This window comes from Exiguobacterium sp. s80 (genome assembly GCF_018618725.1).
Classification (GTDB): domain Bacteria; phylum Bacillota; class Bacilli; order Exiguobacteriales; family Exiguobacteriaceae; genus Exiguobacterium_A; species Exiguobacterium_A oxidotolerans.
The window spans coordinates 1-23767 of record NZ_JACSMP010000004.1 but is presented as its reverse complement, the minus strand read 5'-3'; the positions used below and the strand labels follow the sequence as shown (position 1 = coordinate 23767).

Here is a 23767-nt window from a genome sequence, read left to right as displayed (position 1 = left end):
CTTCTGCTTCTTTAATTTTGTTTCGCTCCAAACCTCAACGCGTGACAGGTAACGTTTTTAACCACTGATCGATTTGTCGGTATAACGCTTCGACTGTTCCTTCGTTGACCAACACATAGTCAGCGAGGAGACGTTTCTGTTCAATATCGAGTTGAGATTGCACACGTGATTGCGCTTCCTCCCGTGACATTTGATTGCGTTTCATCAAGCGATCCAATTGTAGAGAAGCGTTACAATAGACGACCACGACTTGATCGACAAGCTGTTTCCAATCTCCTTCTAATAAAAGCGGGATATCAAAAACCACTAAAGATTCTTCTTGCTGTTCCAATTCGTCTGCCCGGGCGAGCATCTGTTGTCGAATCTTCGGATGCATCAACTCATTCAGTAAATTCCGTTTTTCACTATCGTGAAAAATAATTTCACCAAGCTTGGCTCGGATTAATATCCCCTCTTCAAATGCTTCCGGAAAGGCAGCTTTCACATCTTGATAAGCCGTTCCATCCGGTTCCATGACTTCCCGCGCGATCAAATCAGCATCGATGACCGGAATCCCATTCGTTTGTAGATACGTCGCGACGGTACTCTTTCCCGTCGCGATTCCTCCCGTCAAACCGATTCTCATAACGCGACCTGCTGACAGTTCGGGCAGAAGTGTGTCCCACGTCCACCAACCTTGATTTTTTCAATCGCTGTCCCGCAACGCGGACACGGGACACCTGTTTGACCATACACAGCAAGTTGCAGTTGAAACTCCCCTTTTCCGGATGGCGAGACATAACTTCGAATCGTACTGCCGCCACTTTCGACGGCTTTTTGTAAGACATCGACACCTGAGACGTGAATCCGCGAAATATCGTCAAGCGTCAAGGCCCCTGCTTTCGTTAACGGATGAACCCGTGCCGCGAACAACGTCTCATCGACATAGATGTTCCCAAGTCCTAAAAAGATCGATTGATCGAGCAATGCTGTCTTGATTGGGCTGCGTTTTTTGCGAATTAGATTTTCGGCTAAGACTTCCGCCGTGAACGTCGGATCAAACGGTTCCCGCTCGAGTTGGGCAAGTGGTGGGACCTGCATCACGGTCGCTTTTTCCCGCAGCTCCATCGTCCCGAACTTTCGGACGTCGTTATAATGCAACTCTGAGCCGTCTGTGAATCGAAAGATGACATGAGTATGCTTATCTTTTTCAATCGCTTGGGGATACGGAAAATACTTCCCTTCCATTCGTAAATGACTGACGAGATAAAACTGTTCAAATGCAAATAAAAGAAATTTCCCACGCCGTTCGACCCGTTCGATCCGCTCTTGCTTCAAAGCGTCGACAAACGGTGCAACTTCCATTCCCCGGATCATCTTCGGATGGAAGACCTTCACAGAAGAAATCGTTTTTCCAGAGACCGTCCGCTCCAGATTGCGTCTGACGGTCTCGACTTCAGGTAATTCAGGCAAACTAGCTCCTCCTCTAACAGATTATTTCGTTTCGTACCATGAATGCCCCGCATCCCCGTCAACGCGTAACGGCACTGACAATTCGACCGTCTGCTCCATCGCTTGTTTGACGAGTGCTTTTAAAGCGTCCAGTTCTTCGTCTGGTGCTTCAAATATCAATTCATCATGTACTTGAAGCAATAAACGCGCCTTGAGTGGTGACGCTTCAAGCGCAGCATGGACATCGAGCATCGCTTTTTTGATGATATCTGCCGCCGATCCTTGAATCGGTGTATTGATTGCCGTCCGTTCTGCAAAACCACGTAAGTTAAAGTTCTTCGAATTGATGTCCGGGATGTTACGACGCCGGTTCATCAATGTCTCGACGAATCCATTCGCGCGTGCTTTCTCGATTGCAGCATCCATGAATAACTTGATTTGCGGGAACAACTCAAAATAACGATCGATGAAGTCTTGTGCTTCTTTCCGACTGATGTTCAAATTTTGTGAGAGTCCGTAATCACTGATACCGTAAATGATTCCGAAGTTGACAGCCTTCGCTTGGCGACGCATGTTTCCTGTCACATCACCCGGATCGACCGAAAAAACACTACTCGCTGTTTGCGTATGAATGTCAGCGTCGTGCAGGAATGCATCGACCAGCGTTTTATCTTCCGACATATGCGCCATGACACGCAACTCAATTTGTGAGTAGTCGGCAGCGTACAGTGACCATCCGGCTTGACTCGGAACAAACGCTTTACGAATCTTACGTCCCTCTTCAATCCGGACAGGAATATTTTGCAGGTTCGGGTTAACGGAACTGAGTCGTCCTGTTTGGGCAATCGTCTGAGCGAACCGGGTATGGATTTTCCCATCTTCTTTGATGACTTTTTGTAAACCTTCGACGTACGTCGATTGGAGTTTTTGCAGTTCACGATATAGCATGATGTGATCGATGACCGGATGGAGTGGTCTTAACTTCTCTAAGACATCTGCTGCCGTCGAATAACCCGTCTTCGTTTTCTTAAAGGCAGGAAGTTCGAGTTTTTCGAACAGGATGACGCCAAGTTGTTTCGGTGAGTTGATATTGAACGCTTCACCCGCTTGACCATAAATCAATTCCTCAAGATCCGTTAAGCGTCCTGCAAGATCATGTTGCATCTCTTGCAACGTCGCGACATCAACACGGATGCCGGTCCACTCCATTTCAGCAAGCACACCTGACAAAGGACGTTCGAGCGTTTCATACAATTCGAATTGTTGGTTCGCTTTGAGCTCTTCTTGTACTTTCGGGAACAACCGCTCAATCATCCGTGCTTTTTCTGCCAAATAAGGATGCAACAGTTCGTCTGTCGGCACGCTACGCTTTGCACCTTTTCCAAGGACTGCTTCTTCACTCGGCGCCATCATCGCATAATGACCGGCAATCGACGCAAGTGTCGTCCCACCGCTCAAGTTCAATAAGTATCCAGCGAGTAACAAGTCATCGAAGGCTTGCAGTTTTAAACCATGTTTCCGTAACGCAAAAGCAGCTTGTTTCGCATCGAGACAGATTTTTTGATGGTCCGACTCGATCCATTCGCGAAAAGCAGGATCCTCGACCAATTCACGAGAAGCGACATAAATTTGATTCGGTGTCGCGATACTAAAACCGATGATGTCTTCTTCCATATAGTCTTCGCGCAACTGCTCGACGACGAGGACAGCATCCTGCACGTCTGAAGGAAGTGTCGTAATCGTCTCGACGTTCAATTGTTCCTTGTCCTCTTCCTTGATGACAGGAGCAAAACGATTCGTTAACGATTTAAACCCGAGCGATTGGAATAACGAATACGGTACTTGTGTGTCGACATCACTGATTTGTAAATCAGGCAACGTGACGTCGAGCGGGACATCGAGTTTGATTGTCGCAAGTTCTTTCGACAACCGGGCAAGGTCTTCGTTCGCCATGACCTTCTCTTTTTGTTTTCCTTTTAAGTCTTCGACATGCTCATACAGTCCTTCGACTGAACCATACGCAGAAATTAATTTAATCGCTGTTTTTTCGCCGATGCCAGGAATCCCGGGAATGTTATCCGATTTATCGCCCATCAGCCCTTTTAAATCAATCATTTGAATCGGCTTCAGTCCACCGTACGTCTCGGCAAATAAGTCTTCCGTCATACACTGAACGTCCGTGATACCGCGCTTCGTGATCAATACCTCGACTTGATCGGTGACGAGTTGAAGTAAATCTTTATCACCCGTGACGATCCGTATCCGGTCTGCCGGCATCGTCCGCGCTAGGGTTCCAATCAAATCATCTGCTTCATAACGATGAAGCTCCATCATTTGAATACCGAGCGCTTCACAAATATCACGTACAATCGGGAACTGCTCCCGTAGTTCAGACGGCGTCTTTTCCCGACTTCCCTTGTATTCTTGGTACACATCGTGGCGGAACGTTTCGCTCGAAGCATCAAACGCGACTAACATATGCGTCGGTTGCTCCTCTTCAAGTAATTTAAGTAACATCATCGTAAAGCCGTAAGCGGCGTTCGTGTTACGTCCTTGTGCGTCCGTCATCGGCGGCAAGGCAAAAAAGGCACGATACGTTAGTGAGTTTCCGTCAATCAATAAAAGTTTGTTTTCCATCGTCTCCGCTCCTTTGGAAGAATTTCTGTTCTTATTGTATCACTCTACACACATTTGTTCGCTAAAAACGCCATAAAAAAAGACGATTGGCTGTGAAGCCAATCGCCTTGTGGTGTACGACATGGGAGCTGAACCAGTCGTTCCACAGATGATGAAGAAGGTATCTTTAGCATACAATCGCTCTGTAAAGAGAATATGAACTCACGGTGAAGTTCAGCCTTTTTTCGGTAAACGTATCGTAAAGGTCGTTCCTTGTTGCTCCTCCGACTCGACATCAATCGTTCCATGATGCAAATCGATGATGTGTTTGACGATGGCAAGACCTAACCCTGTCCCACCTGAATTACGACTTCTCGCTTTGTCAATCCGATAGAAACGTTCGAAAATCCGTTGCGTTTCTTTCGGATGTATTCCGATCCCGTCATCCTTGATTTGGAGCGTGACCATCTCTTCCCCGTCTTCTAGGCTGACCCAGACATTCCCACCATTCGGCGTATAATTCAAAGCATTGGCAACTAGGTTGACGACGACTTGTTTCAACCGATTCAAGTCTGCCCGGATGAAGACTTCCTCTTCCGTCTCGATATGGATCGTCATCTCTTTTTCTTGCGCCTTATGATGCAGCAACGCCTCTGTCTCGTTAATCAGACTCGTCACATCGACAATCGTCGTCTCAAGTTGATAGTTATCTTGTTCAAGACGCGATAACTCCAACAAGTCCTCTACTAATGTCTGCATCCGCTCAGACTCATCGTGAATGATATTCAAAAATTGTTCGCGGATTTCCGGTACGTCTTGCGCACCGTCAAGCAAGGTTTCCGCAAATCCTTTAATCGACGTTAATGGTGTCTTTAACTCGTGACTAACATTTGCGACGAAGTCTTTCCGCATCTGCTCCAGCTTCTTGATTTCCGTGATGTCATTGAAAACGACGGTCGTACCTTGGACACGGCCATTCTTACCGAAGATTGGTGCCGCACTGACCATGAACGTCCGACTATTGATTCCAAAGCGGACACTCGATTGTTTCCGGTTCGGTTTTTCCGTCAAGTAAACATCTTCAATGACTTGACTCATTTTCTCATTTGGCAACACACGATAATACAGTTGACCATTTGATTTACCATGAATGTTGAACATTTCCCGATACGTCCGATTGACGAGGAGAACGTAGCCTTTTTCATCAATCAACATCAGACCGGCACCCATGTATTCAATCAACGACTCAAGTCGCGCGCGTTGCATCGCTTCACCGGACGAAGCATTTTCTAAGTTGCGTGCGAGTAAATTGATCGACTTCCCTAAGTCCCTTGATTCATCTGGTGAATTTAACTCATAGACACGGGATTTATAGTTTCCGTGCGATAGTTCACGCAAAACTTCCGTCGCTTCCGCTACAGGACGTAAGAACCGTTTCGTCGAGCTGTAGACGGTAAAGAAAATCATAAACAAGGAGACGATGAGCGAAAGAACGATCACCGTCCAAATGCGTGAGTAGATGACATCTAAGTCTTTCGTATAACGAATCAAGCTGAGGTACACTTCATTTCCACTAGCTGTCTGGACAGGTTTCGTGAACTGGAGACTCGTATCATCGGTCTTCGATTCGAACGTCCCATCCATCGGAATCGCTGAGAAATTGATTGCCCGCACATTTAATTTCGTAACATCAACAGGTGTCCCGGCAATGATTTCTCCCCGTGAGTTAAATAAAATCATATCGAAATGCGATTCTGCGTACAATTGGTCGACATACGCAGCCATCTCTTCTAACGATCGACCTTGTAAAATCGTTTCAACGAGTGATGTTTCATCCATCAACTTTTCTTTTTCGTTATTCACATAAAACTCTTTAAACGATTGTCCTAACAAAAAACCAAGCGCAATCAGCACAAGACTGATGAAGGACAACATTTTTAGTATGAATCGTTTTCGGTATTTGCTCATTCCACTTTCGGCTCCTCCATCTTATATCCGAGCCCACGGATTGTTTTAATATAGATCGGTTTTTTCGTATTCGGTTCAATCTTTTCACGTACGTGACTGATATGCACATCGACAATTCGCGTATCTCCGACGAAATCATAGTTCCAAATCGCAGATAGGAGTTGATCACGTGTCAAAACCCGACCTTTATTTTTAGCGAGGTAAACGAGCAACTCGAACTCTTTTGGTGTGAGCTCTAGGCGTTCCTCTGCTTTGAACGCTTCATAGTTATCCGGAACGATTTTGACGTCCCCGATTAAGATCGTCCCATCCGTCGTTTCTTCCGTCGCGACTTGCTGATTCATTCGGCGAAGAATCGCCTTGACACGGGCTACGACTTCGCGCGGACTAAACGGTTTCGTCAAATAATCGTCTGCTCCGAGTTCAAGTCCCAGCACTTTATCAAATTCGTCATCTTTTGCCGTCAACATCAAGATTGGCGTGTTGATTTTTTGTTGGCGAAGTCGTTTACAGACTTCAAGTCCATCCAGTTCCGGTAGCATTAAATCGAGTACAATCAATGCGGCATCTTGCTTTTCCGCTAATTTTAAACCGGACATGCCATCGTGGGCAGTCTCTACAATAAAGCCAGCTTGTTCTAGATTGAATTTCAAAAGTGTAGCGATCGAGAGTTCGTCATCAACAACAATTATTTTATCTTTCAAAACAGTCGGCCTCCTCGGCAAATCTCATCTTCGAATGCGGAATTCATTGGAATCCACTTCTTCTGTCTTCATCTTAACGACTTTTCCTACTGAATCACAAATCTTTCTTACCTTTCTTTACACAATCTTTAAGGTCAAGCTACGTCGAAAGTCAGATTTCCGTGTAAAAGCCCATCAATTCGGGAAACAATACTGTATCGTCAATGAATCTGGAGGAATAGACATGGAATGGAATAGCCCTTTACTCGCTGCATTTACCGCATGGTTTATCGCACAAGCCGCAAAACTCGTCACAGGTGTCATCAAGAATAAAACTTTTGATCTTGAAATCATGTTCGCGTCAGGCGGCATGCCAAGTTCACATAGTTCGACCGTCGTCGCCCTCGCCGTCGTCATCGGCTTCCAAGAAGGCTTCGGTTCGTCGCTGTTCGCTCTCGCGACCATCTTTGCAGTCATCATCATGTATGACGCGACAGGCGTCAGGCAGGCTGTTGGGTTACAGGCAAAACTACTGAATGACTACTTCAAGGGAATCCGTCATGACACGCCACTATTAAACGAATTAGTCGGACACACGGAATTCCAAGTATTCGTCGGCATGTTGCTTGGTTTAGCAGTCGGTTTCCTATGGCCCGTCCTTTTCTTTTAATTCAAAGTACAGGAATGTTGGAGAATTCTTCAAAAATTGAATACCAAACTCAACATTAAAACAAAAACTGAGCACTCCTTCTTTCTGAAGGAGTGCTCAGTTTTTAGATAAAACGGAAAGACAATCTTCCATAGAAAATTCTCCATCTTCGTAACAAATTTTCTATAACCTAAATAGCTGACTAAAAGCGAGGATATCTCTCACAAAAAAATGATTGTTGGAAATGCCCATCAAAATGGGTACTTATGGTTTTAGTATCACCTTAATGCAACCGTCTTCGTGATTATTAAAGGTTTTATAAGCTTGTGCGGCGTCTTCTATACCAACCTTGTGTGTAATAATATCAGTCGGGTCGAACTCCCGATTAATAATTTTTTGAAATAACCCCGGCATCAAATGGACAACCGGTGCCTGTCCCATCTTCAACGTAATATTTCGCGTGAAAAAATCGCCAAGCGGGAACTGATTGTATTTTTCTGCATACACACCTGTTAATTGAACGGTTCCGAACTTACGAACTGCATCTTTTGCAATATTGATGGCACTCAACGTTCCGCCCTGCAATCCAATTTTTTGTTCAACCTTTTCAAGCGAAGACATTTTTCCATCCAGTCCAACACAATCAATGACAACATCTGCTCCACCTTGCGTCAACTCTTTTATATACTGTCCAGTTTCTTGATGATCTTGTAGATTTACAGTCTCGACATGGTTTGTCATCTTCGCATGATTTAAGCGATACACTTGTTGATCAACAGCGATCACTCGCTTCGCACCCTGCAACCACGCAAATTTTTGAGTCATTAATCCGACCGGACCGGATCCGAGAATTACGACGGTATCACCTTTTTTCACTCCACTATTCACAACACTCCAATATGCAGTTGGAATAACATCGGATAAAAAGAGTAGAGCCTCATCTTCTAACTCACATGATTCAGGAATAACGAGTGGCATGAAGTTTCCGTAAGGCACTTTTAAATATTCCGCCTGACCACCGGGATGGTCACCAAACGTTTCCGTAAATCCAAAGTATCCACCTGTATCAACGTGAGGATTCCCATTCGAATTATCACATTGACTTTCCATATCATGCTCGCAAAAGAAACAATGACCACAAGCAACGTTAAATGGTAAAACGACTCTGTCTCCTCGTTTTACCTTTGTTACTTCAGGACCTACTTCTTCAACAATTCCCATTGGCTCATGACCGATGACATAGTCTTTTTTTGCCGGCATCGTTCCTTGGTAAATGTGTAAATCCGAACCGCATATTGCTGTCGATGTAATTTTAACAATAATGTCATCATTCTTTTCAATCGATGGATCTGCTACATTTTTTACTTCAATATTCTTTGCCCCTTGATAGGTTACAGCCCGCATGTTGTTTCCTCCCTTTACTGAGAAATAATATGCAATGAACGTACCTTCCATTTATACCCTACTAAAAAAATATTAATACACATTCCTTGTATTCGTTTGATATGTTCCTTAAAATTTCTAATGCCTGATTGTACATATACTCAATATATGCGAACGATTTATAAAGTCTGAAATTATTCTGATTGAGGAACGATATGACATCCTCCGTTCAAAATTTTACGTTCCTACTAAGGCAGCTACATTCCTTTTAACGCAAACACCACGCCTTCCCGAAACAGTCAAGACTGTCTAGAAAGGCGTGGTGTTGTAATTTCACATTCATAAAATCGTCAGGACAGATCGAACGGTCTCCGCCGAACGGTCAAGCGATTTTTGTTCGTCTTCTGTCAACTCAAGCTCGATAATCTGTTCGAGACCATTCCCACCGATGATCGTCGGAACCCCAAAGTATAGATCGTGATAGCCATACTCTCCTTCAAGATACGCGATGGCTGGTAAAATCCGTCGCTGATCTTTTAGGATTGCCTCTACCATCTCAACGATGGCAGCTGCTGGCGCATAGTAGGCAGAGCCGTTTCCAAGTAACTGGACGATTTCTCCGCCCCCTTTGCGTGTCCGTTCAACGATTGCCGCGAGGCGATCGGAAGAAATGAGTTTCTCGACCGGAATACCACCGGCCTGTGAATAGCGAAGTAACGGTACCATGTCATCACCGTGTCCGCCGAGGACAAATCCTGAGACATCCTTAACGGAGACGTTCAATTCCATAGCGATGAACGTCCGGAACCGTGCCGTATCGAGTACACCCGATTGACCGATGACCCGCTCTTTCGGAAATCCTGACTCCTGAAAGACTGTATACGTCATCGCATCAACCGGATTCGTCAACACGATAATGATCGATTCCGGTGCATGGCGAACGATTTCTTTTGTCACCGATTTCATGACAGTTGCATTCGTGCTGACTAAGTCTTCCCGACTCATTCCCGGTTTCCGGGCGATACCTGCCGTAATGACGACGATATCTGAGTCACTGATGTCCTTGTAGTCAGACGTTCCTTGAATCCATGAATCAAATCCTTGAATCGGAGCCGTTTCCTGTAAATCAAGTGCTTTGCCTTTTGTCGGATCTTCCAGTTGCGGCATATCGACGAGTACGATATCTCCAAGCTCTTTTTGAGCAAGATAAAGTGCTGTCGTCGCTCCCGTAAATCCACTACCGATGACTGAAATTTTCTTCCGCTTGTTCATCTTCCCATACCCCCTCTAATCCGAGATTACATGTTTTTGATGAGTTCATCCGCGAATTCAGAACATTTCACTTCTGTCGCGCCATCCATGAGACGTGCGAAGTCATATGTGACCACTTTTTCTTCGATTGATGTTTCCATCGACTTGATGATTAAATCAGCCGCTTCGTTCCAGCCAAGGTGACGGAACATCATTTCTCCTGAAAGAATGACTGACGATGGGTTTACTTTGTCAAGACCAGCATACTTCGGTGCAGTACCGTGCGTTGCTTCGAAGATTGCATGTCCTGTGATGTAGTTGATGTTTGCTCCAGGAGCAATTCCGATTCCACCGACTTGTGCTGCAAGTGCATCTGAAATGTAGTCTCCGTTTAAGTTCATTGTCGCAACGACATCAAACTCTTTTGGACGCGTGAGAATTTGTTGTAAGAAGATATCTGCAATTGAATCTTTGACGATTAATTTGCCAGCAGCTTCAGCTTCAGATTGTGCTTTGTTTGCTGCGTCAGCACCTTCTTCTTCTTTGATGCGGTCATACTGGTTCCATGTGAAGACATGCTCTGCGTATTCACGCTCAGCAAGCTCGTATCCCCAGTTTTTGAAAGCACCTTCTGTGAACTTCATGATGTTTCCTTTATGAACGAGCGTCAATGAAGCACGTTTGTTTTCGAGTGCATATTCGATTGCAGCACGGACGAGGCGTTCTGTACCTTCTTTTGAAATCGGTTTAATTCCGAGACCCGATGTTTCTGGGAAGCGAATTTTGTTGACACCCATTTCTGTTTGGAGGAAGTTAAGTAATTTTTGTGCACCTTCGCTACCTTCTGCATATTCGATTCCTGCGTAGATGTCTTCTGTGTTTTCACGGAAGATGACCATATCAGTATCTTCAGGACGTTTAACAGGTGACGGAACACCAGTGAAATAACGTACCGGACGGAGACATGTGTACAAGTCGAGTTCTTGACGAAGGGCAACGTTCAGTGAACGAATTCCACCACCGACTGGTGTCGTGAGTGGTCCTTTGATTGCGATGATGTGCTCACGGATTAGGTCAAGCGTTTCTTCCGGAAGCCAGCTACCTGTTTTATTGAATGCTTTTTCGCCTGCATAGACTTCTTTCCATTCAATTTTCTTTTCGCCGTTGTATGCTTTTTCGACTGCAGCGTCAAATACGCGAACTGCGGCATTCCAGATATCAGGTCCAGTGCCATCACCGATGATGAAAGGAATGATTGGAGCGTTAGGTACGTGCAATGTTCCGTTTGTTACCGTGATGTTTTCGCCTTGAATTGTAGCCATGTGTAAAATCCCCCTTGAATAATAGTTAACGTCAAAAAGCAGGAGAGGATTGCTCCTCTCCGTCGCTTAACGTTCGTTCATAGACACGTATGTCCGGTGCGTTTCACCAATATAATCTGCGCGTGGGCGAATGAGGCGATTGTCACTATATTGCTCTAAAATGTGCGCTAACCAACCTGACATCCGACTAACAGCAAAGATTGGTGTAAACAATTCTGTCTCAAGACCAAGTGCATGGTACGTAGAAGCAGAATAGAAATCAACATTTGGTTTCAATCCTTTTTCCGACTGGACGATTTCGTCAACCTTAACTGACATCTCATACCATTTCGGCTCCCCGATTTGAGCAGTCAATTGACGGCTCATCTCTTGAAGGTGCTTCGCGCGTGGATCACCATCTTTATAAACACGGTGACCGAAGCCCATGATTTTTTCCTTGTTCTTAAGTTTATTATGAACATACTCGTCAACCTTTTCAACCGAATCAATTTCAGTCAACATTTTCATGACCGCTTCGTTCGCTCCACCATGAAGTGGACCTTTAAGTGCACCCATTGCTGCCGTCACACCTGAATAGACATCAGAAAGTGTCGCGACACAAACACGTGCTGTGAACGTCGAGGCGTTCAACTCATGGTCGGCGTGAAGCACAAGCGCTTGGTTGAATGCTTTTTCAGCAACTTCTGTCGGCTCTTCACCTGTCAACATATACAGGAAGTTCGCAGCGTACGAAAGACCGGATTTTGGTGCAATCGGATCGTGCCCCTTCTTGATACGCGCGTACGCCGTTACGAGCGTCGCGATTTGTGCTTGGAGTTTGATGGCTTTAGCGTAGTTCGCCTCTGTCGACATATCTTCAGCAGACTCATCATACAATGCAAGCTGTGATAAAGCAGTTCGGATGGCTGCCATCGCATTCGCTGTTTTCGGAGCTACTTTTAACGTCTCAAGTACAGCCGGTGCAACTTCTGCTTCAGTAATTAAAGCTTCTGAAAGTTGCTTTAACTCATCTTCTTTTGGCAAACGATCGTTCCAAAGTAAGAAGACGACTTCTTCAAATGAGGCGTGCTCCGCCAAATCATCAATTGTATAACCACCATACGTCAACTGACCATCGATAATCGAACTAATCTTCGATGCTGTCGCGACGATTCCTTCTAACCCTTTTGTTTGAGTCATGTAAAAATCCCCCTTTTTTTCCCCCAGAAATTTAAAACGCTTTCATTTCCGTATTGAAAAAAAGACGTCTACTCAAGAAATCCCCTTGCTGAATCGCTTGTTCTTGAATAGACCATCTTGTTTCTGTCCTTAGTATAAACAAAATTAACCAAAAAGTGAACGAACTTGCATACTATTATCAAAAAATTAATTCGTTTGCGTTCATTTAAGTCACTTAGCCACTAAATGCTTTTGATATAACATCCCACATTCCAATGACGAGTGCAGCGATTCCCGCTCCTATCAATGGACCTACGGGAACACCTCTGAATAAACCGACCGCAAGAATTGTTCCGGCAAGCAGTGCCGTTGTGACGAGTGGATCTTCCTTCATCAAACCGACCCCGTGGGCAGCAACGATTGCGACGAATATTCCCGCTAAAAATGAAATGATTCCGATATGACCCCGGATGCTGTTTAACAATTCCTTAAACCCGATGTCCCCTGCCGCAATCGGCACGAGAATTGCAGCCGTGATCAATGTCACGCCCCAGGTGATCCCCTTCGCCTGCAACGATGGGAAGAGGCGACTATCTAATCCAATCGCTTTGACGATTAACAAGAAGGCAGCTGCGATGATGAGTGACTTATTTTGCGCAATAACTCCGATTAAAACGAGACCAATTAAAAAGAGATAGGCTTCCATGACGACCCCCATGTTTCGAAAAAACGGACATGGCTTTCGCCATATCCGTTTCATTGATTATGCGTTGTACAATTTCCCTGTCAATGGATCGATTGAAATCATTTGACCATCTGTAAAGATTGTCAAAGCATTTTCAACACCGACGATGACTGGTTTGCCGAGTGAAGGACCTACGATCCCAGCATGGCTTGTCAATCCGCCATCTACTGTGATCATTGCAGCTGCTAACTCGATTGCAGGCATCATGTCACGATCGGTTGAGTTCGTAACAAGAATCATACCTTTTTTTGCTTTCGCGTTTGCTTCTTCAGCTGTGTGCGCGATGACGACTTCGCCAACGACACCACGTTCGCCGATTCCGCGACCGTTCGCGATTTCTTTACCAACGATATGAATTTTCAACATGTTCGTTGTACCGGCAGTCAGAGCAGGGATCCCAGCAGAGATGACGACGAGGTCACCGTCTGTGACGAATCCAGCATCTTTTGCTGTATCGGCAGCAAGTGTCAACATATCATCCGTGTTGTCCGAGAGATGATCAACGACGATTGGGTACACACCCCAGACGATATTCAACTGACGCGCAACACGCGCGCTTGGTGTGACCGCAACGATGTTCGCCTCTGGACGGTATTTTGAAATCCGTGATGCCGTGTAGCCTGATTGTGTCGGCGTCAAGATTGCTTTTGCGTCCAAGTTGATTGATGTATGCGTAACCGCTTGAGCGATTGCATCCGTCACCGTGTGCTCACTACGCGTTTGACGATCTTTCAATAATTTTTTGTAGTCGAGCATTTTTTCTGTCCGCTTCGCAATCGTATGCATCATTTGAACAGACTCGATCGGGTAATCCCCTGCTGCTGTTTCGCCTGAAAGCATGATTGCATCCGTTCCATCAAGAATCGCATTCGCGACGTCTGATGCTTCGGCACGTGTCGGACGTGGGAAACGTTGCATCGAATCAAGCATCTGTGTTGCTGTGATGACTGGTTTACCATAGTGATTACAAATTTTGATGAGGTCTTTTTGAGCTGGTGTTACTTCTTCAGTCGGAATCTCGATTCCAAGATCACCACGTGCAACCATCAAACCGTCTGAAATCGCGATGATTTCTTCGATGTTGTCGAAACCTTCTTGGTTTTCGATTTTCGGGAAGATTTTGATGTGGCTCGCGTTGTGTTTTTCAAGTAATTGACGAATCGCCACAACGTCAGACGCACGACGGACGAATGAAGCAGCGATTAAATCGATGTCACTCTTGATTCCGAACTCGATGTCTGCGATATCTTTATCTGTCAAAGCAGGTAGGTTAACTTTTACGTTCGGTAAGTTAACACCTTTTTTCGTTTTGATGATACCTTCGTTTTCGATGTCACAAAGAAGTTCACGGTTCGCAAGTTTCTCCGCAACACGAAGTCCGATTAATCCATCGTCTAACATGATCATCGAACCGACTTCGACATCATCATACAAACCGTCATATGTCACAGAGAATTTATCTGCTGTACCGACGATTTCATTTGCATCACCGCTGACGACGATGACTTGTTTGCCACGGACGAGAAGCGCTTTTCCTTCTTCAAACGTATGCGTCCGGATTTCAGGACCTTTTGTATCTAAAAGGATTGTTACTAATTTGTTTGCTTCTTCAGCTGCGCGACGGATATCCGTGATTCGTGCGCCGTGTTCTTCATAGTCACCGTGTGAGAAGTTCAAACGAGCGACGTTCATTCCTGCTTCAATCATTTCTGGAAGACGTTTTTCTGACGCCGGTCCAATCGTACATACAATTTTAGTTCTGCGCATATTCCATAAACCTCCTACAATGTTTGGCCGTTTGTCAACAGTGCCAATAAACCTAACCAAAATGACCTCAAGTATTAAAGATATATTAGATTGAGAGTTGTTTCGACAATTCTAAGATATCAAGATCGAGTACATGTTTGTTTTCATCTAATGCTTCGTCAATATCAAGATCCATCATTTTACCACCCCGAACGCCAACAACACGTCCCTGTTTACCTTCAAGTAAAATGTCGATTGCGTAAGCGCCCATCCGGCTCGCAAGTACGCGGTCAGCAGCTGTTGGCGCTCCTCCACGTTGAACATGACCTAACACGGTAACGCGTGTATCAAGCCCTGTTTCTTTCGCGATTTGATCCCCAACATCTTGCGCCCGACCTGCACCTTCAGCGACGATGACGATCGAGTGTTTTTTACCACGATTGACACCACTTTGAATACGATCGAGGACTTCTTTTAAATCTTCTGGACGCTCTGGAACAAGAATCGACTCCGCCCCACCTGCTAATCCAGCATAGAGTGCGATATCTCCAGCATCACGACCCATGACTTCGATGACATATGTCCGTTCATGCGAAGATGCCGTATCCCGGATTTTATCGATTGCTTCGAGCGCTGTATTGAGCGCTGTATCAAATCCAATCGTATAATCCGTTCCTGGAATATCATTATCAATCGTTCCCGGAAGACCGATTGTCGGGAAACCAAGTCCCGTCAGTTTTTGAGCACCACGGTACGACCCGTCGCCACCTACGACGACAAGTGCGTCAATTTCGAACTTCTTCAAGTTGACGACTGCTTTCGCACGTCCTTCTTCTGTGCGGAACTCAGGACAGCGAGCTGAACGAAGGAATGTTCCTCCACGCTGAATAATGTCCCCAACTGACCCAAGGTTCAATTGGACGAGATCTCCATTAATTAAACCTTGATATCCATTGTAGACACCAAATACTTCTAGGCCATGAAAAATTGCTTTACGTGTAACAGCACGCACCGCAGCATTCATCCCGGGTGCATCTCCACCACTTGTTAAGACAGCAATCCGTTTTAAACTCACGTTAATCACCTCTCTATTAATCTGAATCTAAAATAGCACGTTGTTTTCTTGTTTTACAACAGGGCAGATTGCATAAACTTGAACAGACAGTTTGTTCAGCCTATCACGAAATAAGGAATCCCAACCATGATAGCGATTACATGCCCCTTATGTGCCAATCCGGTGATATTTTTCTGTGCGCTTCTCAATCAGCTGTTCTGATGTTAACTGTGTAAGATACGCAAGCTTCTGTTCTAGTACAACTTTTAATTTGTCCGCCTGTAATGAAACATCTAAGTGTGCTCCACCAATGACTTCAGGAATGATTGCATCCGCAATCCCTAGACGCAATAAATCGGGTGCAGTAATTCGCATTGATTCCGCCGCTTGTTCTGCAAGACTTGCATCTTTCCAAAGCAAAGCAGCTGCACCTTCAGGTGATATGACAGAGTACGTTGAGTTTTCGAGCATCAACAGTTCATCACATACACCGATACCAAGCGCTCCACCAGAACCGCCTTCGCCAATGACGATCGAGATGATCGGCACTTCCATGCCAGCCATTTCAAAGAGATTTTTCGCGATCGCCTCGCTTTGGCCGCGCTCTTCCGCTGCACGACCCGGGTAAGCCCCTTTCGTATCGATGAACGTAATGATTGGACGGTTGAACTTCACGGCTTGTTGCATGAGTCGTAGTGCTTTTCGATATCCTTCCGGATGAGGCATTCCAAAGTTTCGGCGGATGTTTTCCTTCGTATCCTTACCACGCTGATGGCCGATGATTGTTACAGGTCGACCGTTCAGCATCGCGATTCCACCAACGATTGCAGCATCATCATATCCATGCCGGTCGCCATGAAGTTCGATGAAGTCGTCACAAATCCGCTCGACATAATCAAGCGTCGTCGGTCGTTCAGGATGACGTGCCAACTGCACACGGTTCCACGCTTTCATATTCCCATAAATATCGAGTTCTAATCGACGTAATCGTTCTTCGAGCAAATTCAGCTCTTCTTTAAAATCGAGACCTTGCGTTTCCGCCATGTCGTGAAGTTCTAATATTTTCTCGCGTAACGCGATGACTGGTTGATCAAATGGTTGCATGATTTGTTCCCTCCGCGTGCATCATCAGAATTCGTTTATAGTAGGTCTTCAAATCGTGTCGTGATACGACATCATCGAGTTGACCCGCTTGTAGTAGAAATTCCGACGTCTGAAAATCTTCCGGCAATTTTTCTCGAATCGTTTGTTCGATGATCCGTCGTCCTGCAAATCCAATCAACGCACCCGGCTCTGCAATGTTGTAGTCTCCAAGCATCGCAAAACTAGCTGAGACACCACCTGTCGTCGGATGAGTCATGCATGAGATGTAGAGGAGTCCGGCATCCGAATGTTGCTTCAGGAATAAACTCGACTTCGCCATCTGCATTAAACTGACCATGCCTTCTTGCATCCGTGCCCCACCTGAAGCAGAGAAAATCGTTACAGGCAATCGGTGTTTCGTTGCATACCGGACTGCTTCTGCAATCGCTGCTCCAACTGCCGCCCCCATCGAACCCATCCGAAAGCGTGCATCCATCACACACGCAACGAGTGGATAACCATCCACCGTCCCGACACCACAGACGATGGCTTCTTCAAGACCTGTCCGCACTTGATCCCCCTTCAATTTTTCTGGATAATCTTGAAATTGAAGCGGGTCTGCTTTTACGTTCGGAAGATCAAAATATGTGATGCTACCGTCATCAAATAGTTGCGAAAACCGTTCCTGCGCCGTCAAAGGATGGTGATATCCACATGTACAGACACGCAAGTTGGCTTCAAGTTGTTTCGTATATTGGATTAATTTACATTTTGGACATTTCGTCATCAGTCCGACTGGGACGTCGACCCGTTGCTCTTTCGTCGTCAACGTCACGAACTTTTTAGGTTTTCGAAAAAATGCTTGCACGTTAGTTCCCCCTTGTAGTTCCTAAGAGCGTTTCAGGAGTGCTTCCCGTTCCGCTCGCGTATAGAGTTCCCCTTGACCAAAACTTTGATAAAATGCATTCACTTGTCTCCAAATCCGCTCGAACAAATCATTTTTCACCGTATTGATCAACGTTTCTCGAAACGCAGTATCTGAATCGAGATGTTCTTCCAGAAACGTATGATCGTCCAACTGGGCAATAGCAGATTGTTCAAGTAAGCGAAGTGTTCCTGCTAAATCTTCAAATTTCGAGTCGCCGGTCACTAAAAATTGGGCAATGATTTGAATATAGGTATGGTCGTCACGATTTAAAAGAAAGCTTCCTCCACCATGTCTCGTCTCGATGATTCCGAGATAAGCAAGCGTTCGCAATGCTTCCCTGACGGACGGTCGGCTGATTGCTAGTCGATCAGCCAACTCACGTTCAGATGGGATCCGATCTCCCGGAACTAATCCATCCTGCTCAATCATCAATTTAATTGCCGCGATGTTCATTTCAAAAGCGTTTCGCTTTTTCTCCATTTTTACGGCACCACCTTTCTGACGTACCCGTCATTACATAAAATTAGGTGGCATTGGTCAGACCAATTACCCCTTATTATAACAAATCTTATTACCTACTACTAGTTTGATCGGGGGACATTTTTTAAGATGATGTTCGCTTCACCAAATTGAATCCGTAATTGCGCGAACAGCTCTTCTTCATGACGAATCGCATATAAACCCGGCAACGTCTTTGTTTCGTTCGTGTCAGCATAGCGGACGACGACCGGAATGTCACCCGGTGCGATTTCAAGTACACGTTCAAGAGGAGCCAGCTCATTTTTAGAAGGTAACTTGATGAACAAGACATCTTGACCAAGCGGACGCAACCGCTCTAACACGAACTGCCGTTCACCTGCCCGGTCTTGCACCTTCACTTCGATCAACAACACGTTTCCGACATACAACGATCGTTTATACATGTCGTACTGTTTCGGGAAAATGACGACCTCTTCGTTCGAATACCCATCAACGGCTTGCATGACGCCCATTGATTGTGCACGCTTCGTCTTAAATTCCCGCAGCTGCTCGATATAACACACAAGGTAAACGGATTCTTCCATCTCGCTTGAAACATCATGAAAGTGCGTCGTCTCGACTTGGGGTGTCATCGCTGTCATCAAAGGTGAGTAGGTTAACCAGAATCCAAGTGCTTCACGTTCGAGCCGCGCCCAGTCCGTCGCAGTACGTGTGACGGCTTTTGTCGTTGCCCGCTTACCGAGGCTTGCTAATTCGTCCGGTAAGAGTGTATTCGAAGCCATCGTAAAGTAATCAAGGACTTCTTGTTCTGCCAGTCCGCGGTCGCCATGTGTCGCGCGGTCGAACGCCCCACCATAGAGTAACAATTCGATTTTAGCGCGTTCTTTTTTTCCCCAGCCGACGGTCGTCAGTAACGTCGTGATTGTCCGCGATGATTTCGCTGCTTCTTTCAAAGCTTTAAAATCGCGTTCCGATATTCCACGTAACACTTGAATCCCGAGTCGGATGCCTTTTCCTTCCAAAGTCGAACGATAGTCTGAAATCCAAATATCAGGTGGTAAGGCAGGCAAACGCTTGTCCCGCATCGCCCGGACGAGTCGTTCCGGTTGATCGATCGACACAAGGGAAAAAACTTGTGGATAGTGAGCTTTCATATAACCTAACGCATAACTAATCTTCGTATAGGCGACTGCGTGACTCCGGTTAAAGCCATAGCCCGCGAAACGTTCGATTTGATTATACAGTGTCTCAGCAGTCGTTTGCGCAAGACCATTCTGAACGGCACCTTCTAAAAAACGCACTTTCTCTGATTCGACCGACGCACTATTTTTTTTCGATATCGCCCGCCGTAATAAATCTGCCTGCGCCAGTGTAAATCCGGCGACCCGACGCGTGATTTCCATGATTTGCTCTTGATAGACGATGACACCATATGTCGTCTCTAGTACTTCCGCTAAAATCGGATGAACCGTTTGATAAGGTTGTCCCGCCTTGCGTTTCGCATATAGATCGATGAATTTCATCGGCCCCGGCCGAAAGAGTGACATCGTCGCGACTAAATCTTCAAAACGGGTCGGTTTGACTTCACGTAACGTCTGCTTCATCCCGTTCGATTCAAACTGGAAGATATAATCCGTATCCCCTCGTGCAAATAAACGCAGGGTTGCCGAATCTTCTTCCGGAAGCTCTTCCATCGAAAAATCGGGACGTTCCCGCCGAATCAACTGTTCCATTTGTCGAAGACGCGTCAAATTCCTGAGTCCTAGTAAATCGATTTTCAAGAGACCTTGTTGTTCGAGTGCTTTCATCAAATATTGGGTGACGAACCGCTCGCTCGATCCTGTATCGAGCGGCGTCGTCTCAATCAAGTCTTCCGAGCCGATGACGACACCGGCTGCATGAATCGACCGCTGTCTTGGCAATCCTTCGATTGCTTGGGCGAGGTGTAACAATTGGCGCCGCTTCTCACTTCCGGAGAACCAGCGGTAGATGTTTTGCTTTTGTTCGATTCCTTGTAAGGTCGTTTCTTTAGCGATTTGCTTCGCCGCAGCATCCGTCTCATCTTTTGAAAACTCGAGGACACGGGCGACATCTCGAAGTGATGCTTTTGCACCAAGGGTCGACAACGTCCCGATTTGACCGACGTGACTTCGACCATATCGGTCAACGAGATAATCCAGTAGCTCCTCGCGGCGTTCGTCCTCAATATCGATATCGATATCCGGCATCGTGATGCGTTCTGGGTTTAAGAAACGTTCGAACAGCAACCCATATTTCAACGGATCAACCGTCGTAATGCCTAATGTATAACTGACGAGCGACCCGGCAGCCGACCCACGCCCGGGACCGACACGAATGCCGACCGCTTTCGCATGCCGTACTAAATCCTCGACGATTAAAAAGTAGTCAGCAAATCCAGTTGTTTCGATGACGTCGAGTTCGTAACGGAGTCTCGCCTCCGCAGTCTCATCAACTAGACCGTGTGCCAGTAATCCGTCGCGTGCAAGCTGACGTAGTTTCCCCATTGAGTCATCCGCGACACGTGGCAACGGTCTCGACTGTTTCGGTAATGTAAGTGTTTCTTGCGTCTGCGCCCACTGTTTCAAGAGACGTTGTTCGTGCTCGGTAAAATGTTCGCGTAATTCCTCATCCGACTTGAGATGTGCTTGTCGATTCACTTTTTGTTCTTGAAACGGCGTCCCTTCGTCAATCGCCCGGAGTGCTTGGTAGGCATCTGCGTCGTCACGACGCAAGTAGCGGACGGGATCGATCGGGATGGTTTCCAGTCCTAACTCTTGGGCAACTACCCGGTAACGCTCCCTGCTGTCCCGTTCGACAGTCGAGCGCGCCATTTTCACACCTAAATAGACCGTCGCATTTTTGGCATACCCCATCCAATTCACGACTTGACGCCGAAGTCGCGTTTCATCTTCTGTCGCTTGACGTTTCGGCTCAAGGATTGCGATTAATTCGCTGCATTCCTCTGTTTCCTGTCCACTGGCTAATCGGTATAATATCTGTAATCCCCGACCTGTTTTGGCATACCATAAAATATTGAATTCATCGATTTCCTTCATGTCTTGTTCATAACCGACGACCGGAAGCAAATCCCGTTTTTGACATTCAGAAACGAACGCCGGAACCCCCGTTAGCGTCGTCTCGCAAATCGCCGCAGTTGAGGCTCCCCTTCGCTTCAACTCGTCGAGATACGGTGATAGACGAATCATACTCTGCAATGGGCTGTAGGCCGTTCGTACGTTCAATTGCATCATATTTCCTCCCTCCTTTTCTACTTCTTTCATCCATTATAAGTTTTTGCATGGTAAAAGTTTTCAGAACATTCATATCTAGCGACTCCTGACTATCGCCTTCTTACTCAATATTCGATACAATAAGTATAGAAATATCATGACGCGGAAGGAAGGAGTGTTTCTGATGATTTTAAATCGTAGCCAGATTGCCCGTGAAAAAGTCGAGCAACTCAAACTCGGTGTCACTGCCTTTACTGAAACAGAAGAAATCGCCGAACGCATTCGGAAGTCTGTTAAAGAGTTAGAACTCAATGTCATCGAAGACCATACAGAACGCGGAACTTGGTTTATTCCGCAAGAAGAGACAACGACGCACTGAGACCACAAAAGGCTGTCCGCTATGTATCCGAATCTGGATGATAGCGAGCAGCCTCTTTTCATTCGAAGCGGAAGTCTCGTGCGACTGCGTCGAGACGGGCGACGACTTGATCCACTTCTGACAAGTGATCGATTGTCGCGCCGGACGCCATCGGATGTCCACCGCCCCGGAACTCCTTCGCTACTTCGTTGATGACGGGTCCTTTTGAACGAATGCGCACGCGGACCTCTTTTTCCGTCTCGAGGAATAACGCCCAACTCTTCATTCCTTTAAGGCCGGCAAAACTATTGACGAGCAATGAAGCTTGTTCGACCGTCGCATCGAAACGTTTTAACGTCTCTTGCGTCAAGACGACATAACCGACGCCTGCATCCGTCAACTGGATATGTTGCAAGACATATCCTTGCAAATGAAGTGCAACGAGTTCCGTTTGATACATGTTTCGATAGAGCCAGTCTGTATCGATTTCGAGATCAAGCAGTTGTGCTGCGACGGCAAACGTTTTGCTCGTCGTCCCTCTAAATTGGAAGCGTCCTGTATCCCCGACGATTCCTGCATAAAATTGAATCGCCGCTGCCGCCGGGATAGGATATCCCCAGTCATTTAACAGATGGACAAGTAATTCCGATGTCGAACTGACGGTCGGATCGACGAGTTGGACTTTTGCATAAGCATCTTCGTCCGGGTGATGATCAATCTTAATGACGTGACGCCCTGTCATCGCAACATGACCGTCGATTCGTGCTTCATTCGCCGTATCTAAAATGACGACGAGTGCTTCTTCATACATTTTCGGTTCCACTGCGTCGAGCTTCCCCATGAACGATAGGGAGTCTGCCATCTCACCGACGGCGTAGATTTTTTTCTCCGGAAATTGTTGCTGCAAGACTTCACGTAACCCGAACTGGCTTCCAAGCGCATCCGGATCCGGTCGTTCATGCCGATGAATAATAATCGTCGATGCGTCTTCAATCAATTGTCTGATTTGTTCTTTCACAGTGCACAGCTCCTCTAAATATTGATATGATACAAACAGATACGAAAAAGAAAGGAAGGTCATCCCCATGCAATTCGTTCTAATCTTGTTAATCGTCTTGTCGCTAGGAGGCTATTTACTCGCTAAGCGTCGTGCATTCCATACGAAGAGTACGAATCGGAAATTTTTATTTAACACCCAAGCAAGCATTTGGCTCAGCCTATTCGTCATCTTGTTCGCAGCCAATCAATTTCTGTCTGGCGACGGATTGACGACGTTGACGGGGAAAATCGTCTGCTCGATTTTAATCGCAGTTGGTCTCGCCTCATTCATCGCAGGTTTCATTCGTTATCGAAAAATCTATCCTTATGTTGTTCGCGAAATGGAACAATCGTAAAAAAGACGGATCCTCCGTCTTTTTTATTTGGTCATTTATCAAAATCAGGCGAGAATACACCCACTTCTAAACGATCCGGGTGAAGCCCGAGTGAAAGTGGGAGATGAATCGCCACCCTCTCTTTCGGGTATATCCGTTGTAAGGAGGTGAACATCATGTTGACTCACAAGGCCTACACATTCAGAATCTACCCGACAAAAGAGCAGGAAATCCTGATCGCGAAGACGATCGGTTGTTCGCGCTTCGTCTTCAACCACTTCTTGGCGA

Annotated in this window: 21 protein-coding genes; 4 read left to right on the top strand and 17 right to left on the bottom strand. The window is 46.0% G+C overall.

Annotation, left to right across the window (positions count from 1 at the left end; all coding sequences use genetic code 11):
- Window positions 1-34 precede the first annotated feature (34 nt).
- The 5 genes from coaE to KNP94_RS09255 form a co-directional block, all read right to left on the bottom strand.
- Window positions 35-625, bottom strand: coding sequence for a dephospho-CoA kinase (gene coaE, locus KNP94_RS09275; protein WP_214802076.1), 591 nt, complete (start codon window positions 623-625; stop codon window positions 35-37).
- Entirely contained in the window at window positions 622-1452 is an 831-nt protein-coding gene (gene mutM / locus KNP94_RS09270; protein WP_215115593.1) for a DNA-formamidopyrimidine glycosylase, read from the bottom strand. Before mutM ends, coaE begins: the two co-directional genes overlap by 4 nt.
- Window positions 1453-1473: 21 nt before the next feature.
- Entirely contained in the window at window positions 1474-4068 is a 2595-nt protein-coding gene (gene polA, locus KNP94_RS09265; RefSeq protein WP_215115592.1) for a DNA polymerase I, read from the bottom strand.
- Between the two features lie 213 nt (window positions 4069-4281).
- Entirely contained in the window at window positions 4282-6015 is a 1734-nt protein-coding gene (gene pnpS / locus KNP94_RS09260) for a two-component system histidine kinase PnpS (RefSeq protein WP_214802068.1), read from the bottom strand.
- A complete protein-coding gene (locus KNP94_RS09255; protein WP_029331139.1) occupies window positions 6012-6719 on the bottom strand; it encodes a response regulator transcription factor in 708 nt (235 codons plus the stop codon). The genes pnpS and KNP94_RS09255 overlap by 4 nt, the downstream gene beginning before the upstream one ends.
- 223 nt (window positions 6720-6942) lie before the next feature.
- Between KNP94_RS09255 and KNP94_RS09250 the strand changes: the two genes are divergently transcribed.
- A complete protein-coding gene (locus KNP94_RS09250) occupies window positions 6943-7368 on the top strand; it encodes a divergent PAP2 family protein (protein ID WP_088837603.1) in 426 nt (141 codons plus the stop codon).
- 243 nt (window positions 7369-7611) lie between these two features.
- Here the strand turns inward: KNP94_RS09250 and KNP94_RS09245 are convergent, their stop codons facing one another.
- The 11 genes from KNP94_RS09245 to dnaE all read right to left on the bottom strand — a co-directional run bounded on the left by KNP94_RS09245 (window position 7612) and on the right by dnaE (window position 21769).
- Window positions 7612-8751 (bottom strand): zinc-dependent alcohol dehydrogenase, encoded by a 1140-nt coding sequence (locus KNP94_RS09245; RefSeq protein WP_214766562.1) that lies wholly within the window; start codon window positions 8749-8751, stop codon window positions 7612-7614.
- Window positions 8752-9069: 318 nt separating this feature from the next.
- The gene (gene mdh / locus KNP94_RS09240) at window positions 9070-10002 is read right to left on the bottom strand and encodes a malate dehydrogenase (RefSeq protein ID WP_214766564.1); all 933 of its coding nucleotides are present in this window, start codon (window positions 10000-10002) and stop codon (window positions 9070-9072) included.
- Window positions 10003-10028: 26 nt separating this feature from the next.
- Window positions 10029-11303, bottom strand: a complete 1275-nt coding sequence (icd, locus tag KNP94_RS09235; RefSeq protein ID WP_029331142.1) for an NADP-dependent isocitrate dehydrogenase — start codon at window positions 11301-11303, stop codon at window positions 10029-10031.
- 66 nt (window positions 11304-11369) lie between these two features.
- On the bottom strand, window positions 11370-12482 hold the full coding sequence (gene citZ / locus KNP94_RS09230; protein WP_214766566.1) for a citrate synthase: 1113 nt from the start codon (window positions 12480-12482) through the stop codon (window positions 11370-11372).
- 214 nt (window positions 12483-12696) lie between these two features.
- Window positions 12697-13167, bottom strand: coding sequence for a DUF441 domain-containing protein (locus tag KNP94_RS09225; protein WP_029331144.1), 471 nt, complete (start codon window positions 13165-13167; stop codon window positions 12697-12699).
- 57 nt (window positions 13168-13224) lie between these two features.
- Window positions 13225-14973: a pyruvate kinase gene (gene pyk, locus KNP94_RS09220; RefSeq protein WP_088837607.1), complete on the bottom strand. Its 1749-nt coding sequence runs from the start codon at window positions 14971-14973 to the stop codon at window positions 13225-13227.
- A gap of 85 nt (window positions 14974-15058) precedes the next feature.
- Window positions 15059-16027: a 6-phosphofructokinase gene (pfkA, locus tag KNP94_RS09215; RefSeq protein WP_088837608.1), complete on the bottom strand. Its 969-nt coding sequence runs from the start codon at window positions 16025-16027 to the stop codon at window positions 15059-15061.
- 147 nt (window positions 16028-16174) lie between these two features.
- Window positions 16175-17110, bottom strand: a complete 936-nt coding sequence (gene accA / locus KNP94_RS09210; RefSeq protein ID WP_029331147.1) for an acetyl-CoA carboxylase carboxyl transferase subunit alpha — start codon at window positions 17108-17110, stop codon at window positions 16175-16177.
- Window positions 17097-17957 carry an acetyl-CoA carboxylase, carboxyltransferase subunit beta gene (accD, locus tag KNP94_RS09205; RefSeq protein WP_088837609.1) on the bottom strand — a complete coding sequence of 287 codons (861 nt, stop codon included), beginning with the start codon at window positions 17955-17957 and terminating at the stop codon, window positions 17097-17099. Before accD ends, accA begins: the two co-directional genes overlap by 14 nt.
- 21 nt (window positions 17958-17978) lie before the next feature.
- Window positions 17979-18497, bottom strand: a complete 519-nt coding sequence (locus tag KNP94_RS09200) for a FadR/GntR family transcriptional regulator (RefSeq protein WP_214768727.1) — start codon at window positions 18495-18497, stop codon at window positions 17979-17981.
- Between the two features lie 101 nt (window positions 18498-18598).
- Window positions 18599-21769 (bottom strand): DNA polymerase III subunit alpha, encoded by a 3171-nt coding sequence (gene dnaE / locus KNP94_RS09195; protein ID WP_215115591.1) that lies wholly within the window; start codon window positions 21767-21769, stop codon window positions 18599-18601.
- Between the two features lie 163 nt (window positions 21770-21932).
- On the opposite strand from dnaE, the gene KNP94_RS09190 reads away from it, so the two are divergent.
- On the top strand, window positions 21933-22127 hold the full coding sequence (locus tag KNP94_RS09190) for a YtzJ family protein (protein ID WP_214766574.1): 195 nt from the start codon (window positions 21933-21935) through the stop codon (window positions 22125-22127).
- 58 nt (window positions 22128-22185) lie between these two features.
- Here the strand turns inward: KNP94_RS09190 and KNP94_RS09185 are convergent, their stop codons facing one another.
- Entirely contained in the window at window positions 22186-23124 is a 939-nt protein-coding gene (locus tag KNP94_RS09185) for a DHH family phosphoesterase (RefSeq protein WP_088837613.1), read from the bottom strand.
- A 67-nt stretch (window positions 23125-23191) separates the two neighbouring features.
- Between KNP94_RS09185 and KNP94_RS09180 the strand changes: the two genes are divergently transcribed.
- Window positions 23192-23500, top strand: coding sequence for a YtpI family protein (locus KNP94_RS09180; RefSeq protein ID WP_088837614.1), 309 nt, complete (start codon window positions 23192-23194; stop codon window positions 23498-23500).
- A gap of 155 nt (window positions 23501-23655) precedes the next feature.
- A partial coding sequence (locus KNP94_RS09175; protein ID WP_215115621.1) for a helix-turn-helix domain-containing protein occupies window positions 23656-23767 on the top strand: 112 nt, incomplete at its 3' end.

Coding starts and splice junctions, on each gene's coding strand:
- pnpS (WP_214802068.1), bottom strand. CDS start 6,015: ATGAGCAAATACCGAAAACGATTCATACTAAAAATGTTGTCCTTCATC.
- KNP94_RS09200 (WP_214768727.1), bottom strand. CDS start 18,497: ATGGAGAAAAAGCGAAACGCTTTTGAAATGAACATCGCGGCAATTAAA.
- dnaE (WP_215115591.1), bottom strand. CDS start 21,769: ATGATGCAATTGAACGTACGAACGGCCTACAGCCCATTGCAGAGTATG.
- KNP94_RS09245 (WP_214766562.1), bottom strand. CDS start 8,751: ATGCGGGCTGTAACCTATCAAGGGGCAAAGAATATTGAAGTAAAAAAT.
- KNP94_RS09250 (WP_088837603.1), top strand. CDS start 6,943: ATGGAATGGAATAGCCCTTTACTCGCTGCATTTACCGCATGGTTTATC.
- KNP94_RS09190 (WP_214766574.1), top strand. CDS start 21,933: ATGATTTTAAATCGTAGCCAGATTGCCCGTGAAAAAGTCGAGCAACTC.
- coaE (WP_214802076.1), bottom strand. CDS start 625: ATGAGAATCGGTTTGACGGGAGGAATCGCGACGGGAAAGAGTACCGTC.
- polA (WP_215115592.1), bottom strand. CDS start 4,068: ATGGAAAACAAACTTTTATTGATTGACGGAAACTCACTAACGTATCGT.
- mdh (WP_214766564.1), bottom strand. CDS start 10,002: ATGAACAAGCGGAAGAAAATTTCAGTCATCGGTAGTGGATTTACGGGA.
- icd (WP_029331142.1), bottom strand. CDS start 11,303: ATGGCTACAATTCAAGGCGAAAACATCACGGTAACAAACGGAACATTG.
- accA (WP_029331147.1), bottom strand. CDS start 17,110: ATGCAACCATTTGATCAACCAGTCATCGCGTTACGCGAGAAAATATTA.
- KNP94_RS09180 (WP_088837614.1), top strand. CDS start 23,192: ATGCAATTCGTTCTAATCTTGTTAATCGTCTTGTCGCTAGGAGGCTAT.
- pyk (WP_088837607.1), bottom strand. CDS start 14,973: ATGCGCAGAACTAAAATTGTATGTACGATTGGACCGGCGTCAGAAAAA.
- citZ (WP_214766566.1), bottom strand. CDS start 12,482: ATGACTCAAACAAAAGGGTTAGAAGGAATCGTCGCGACAGCATCGAAG.
- KNP94_RS09225 (WP_029331144.1), bottom strand. CDS start 13,167: ATGGAAGCCTATCTCTTTTTAATTGGTCTCGTTTTAATCGGAGTTATT.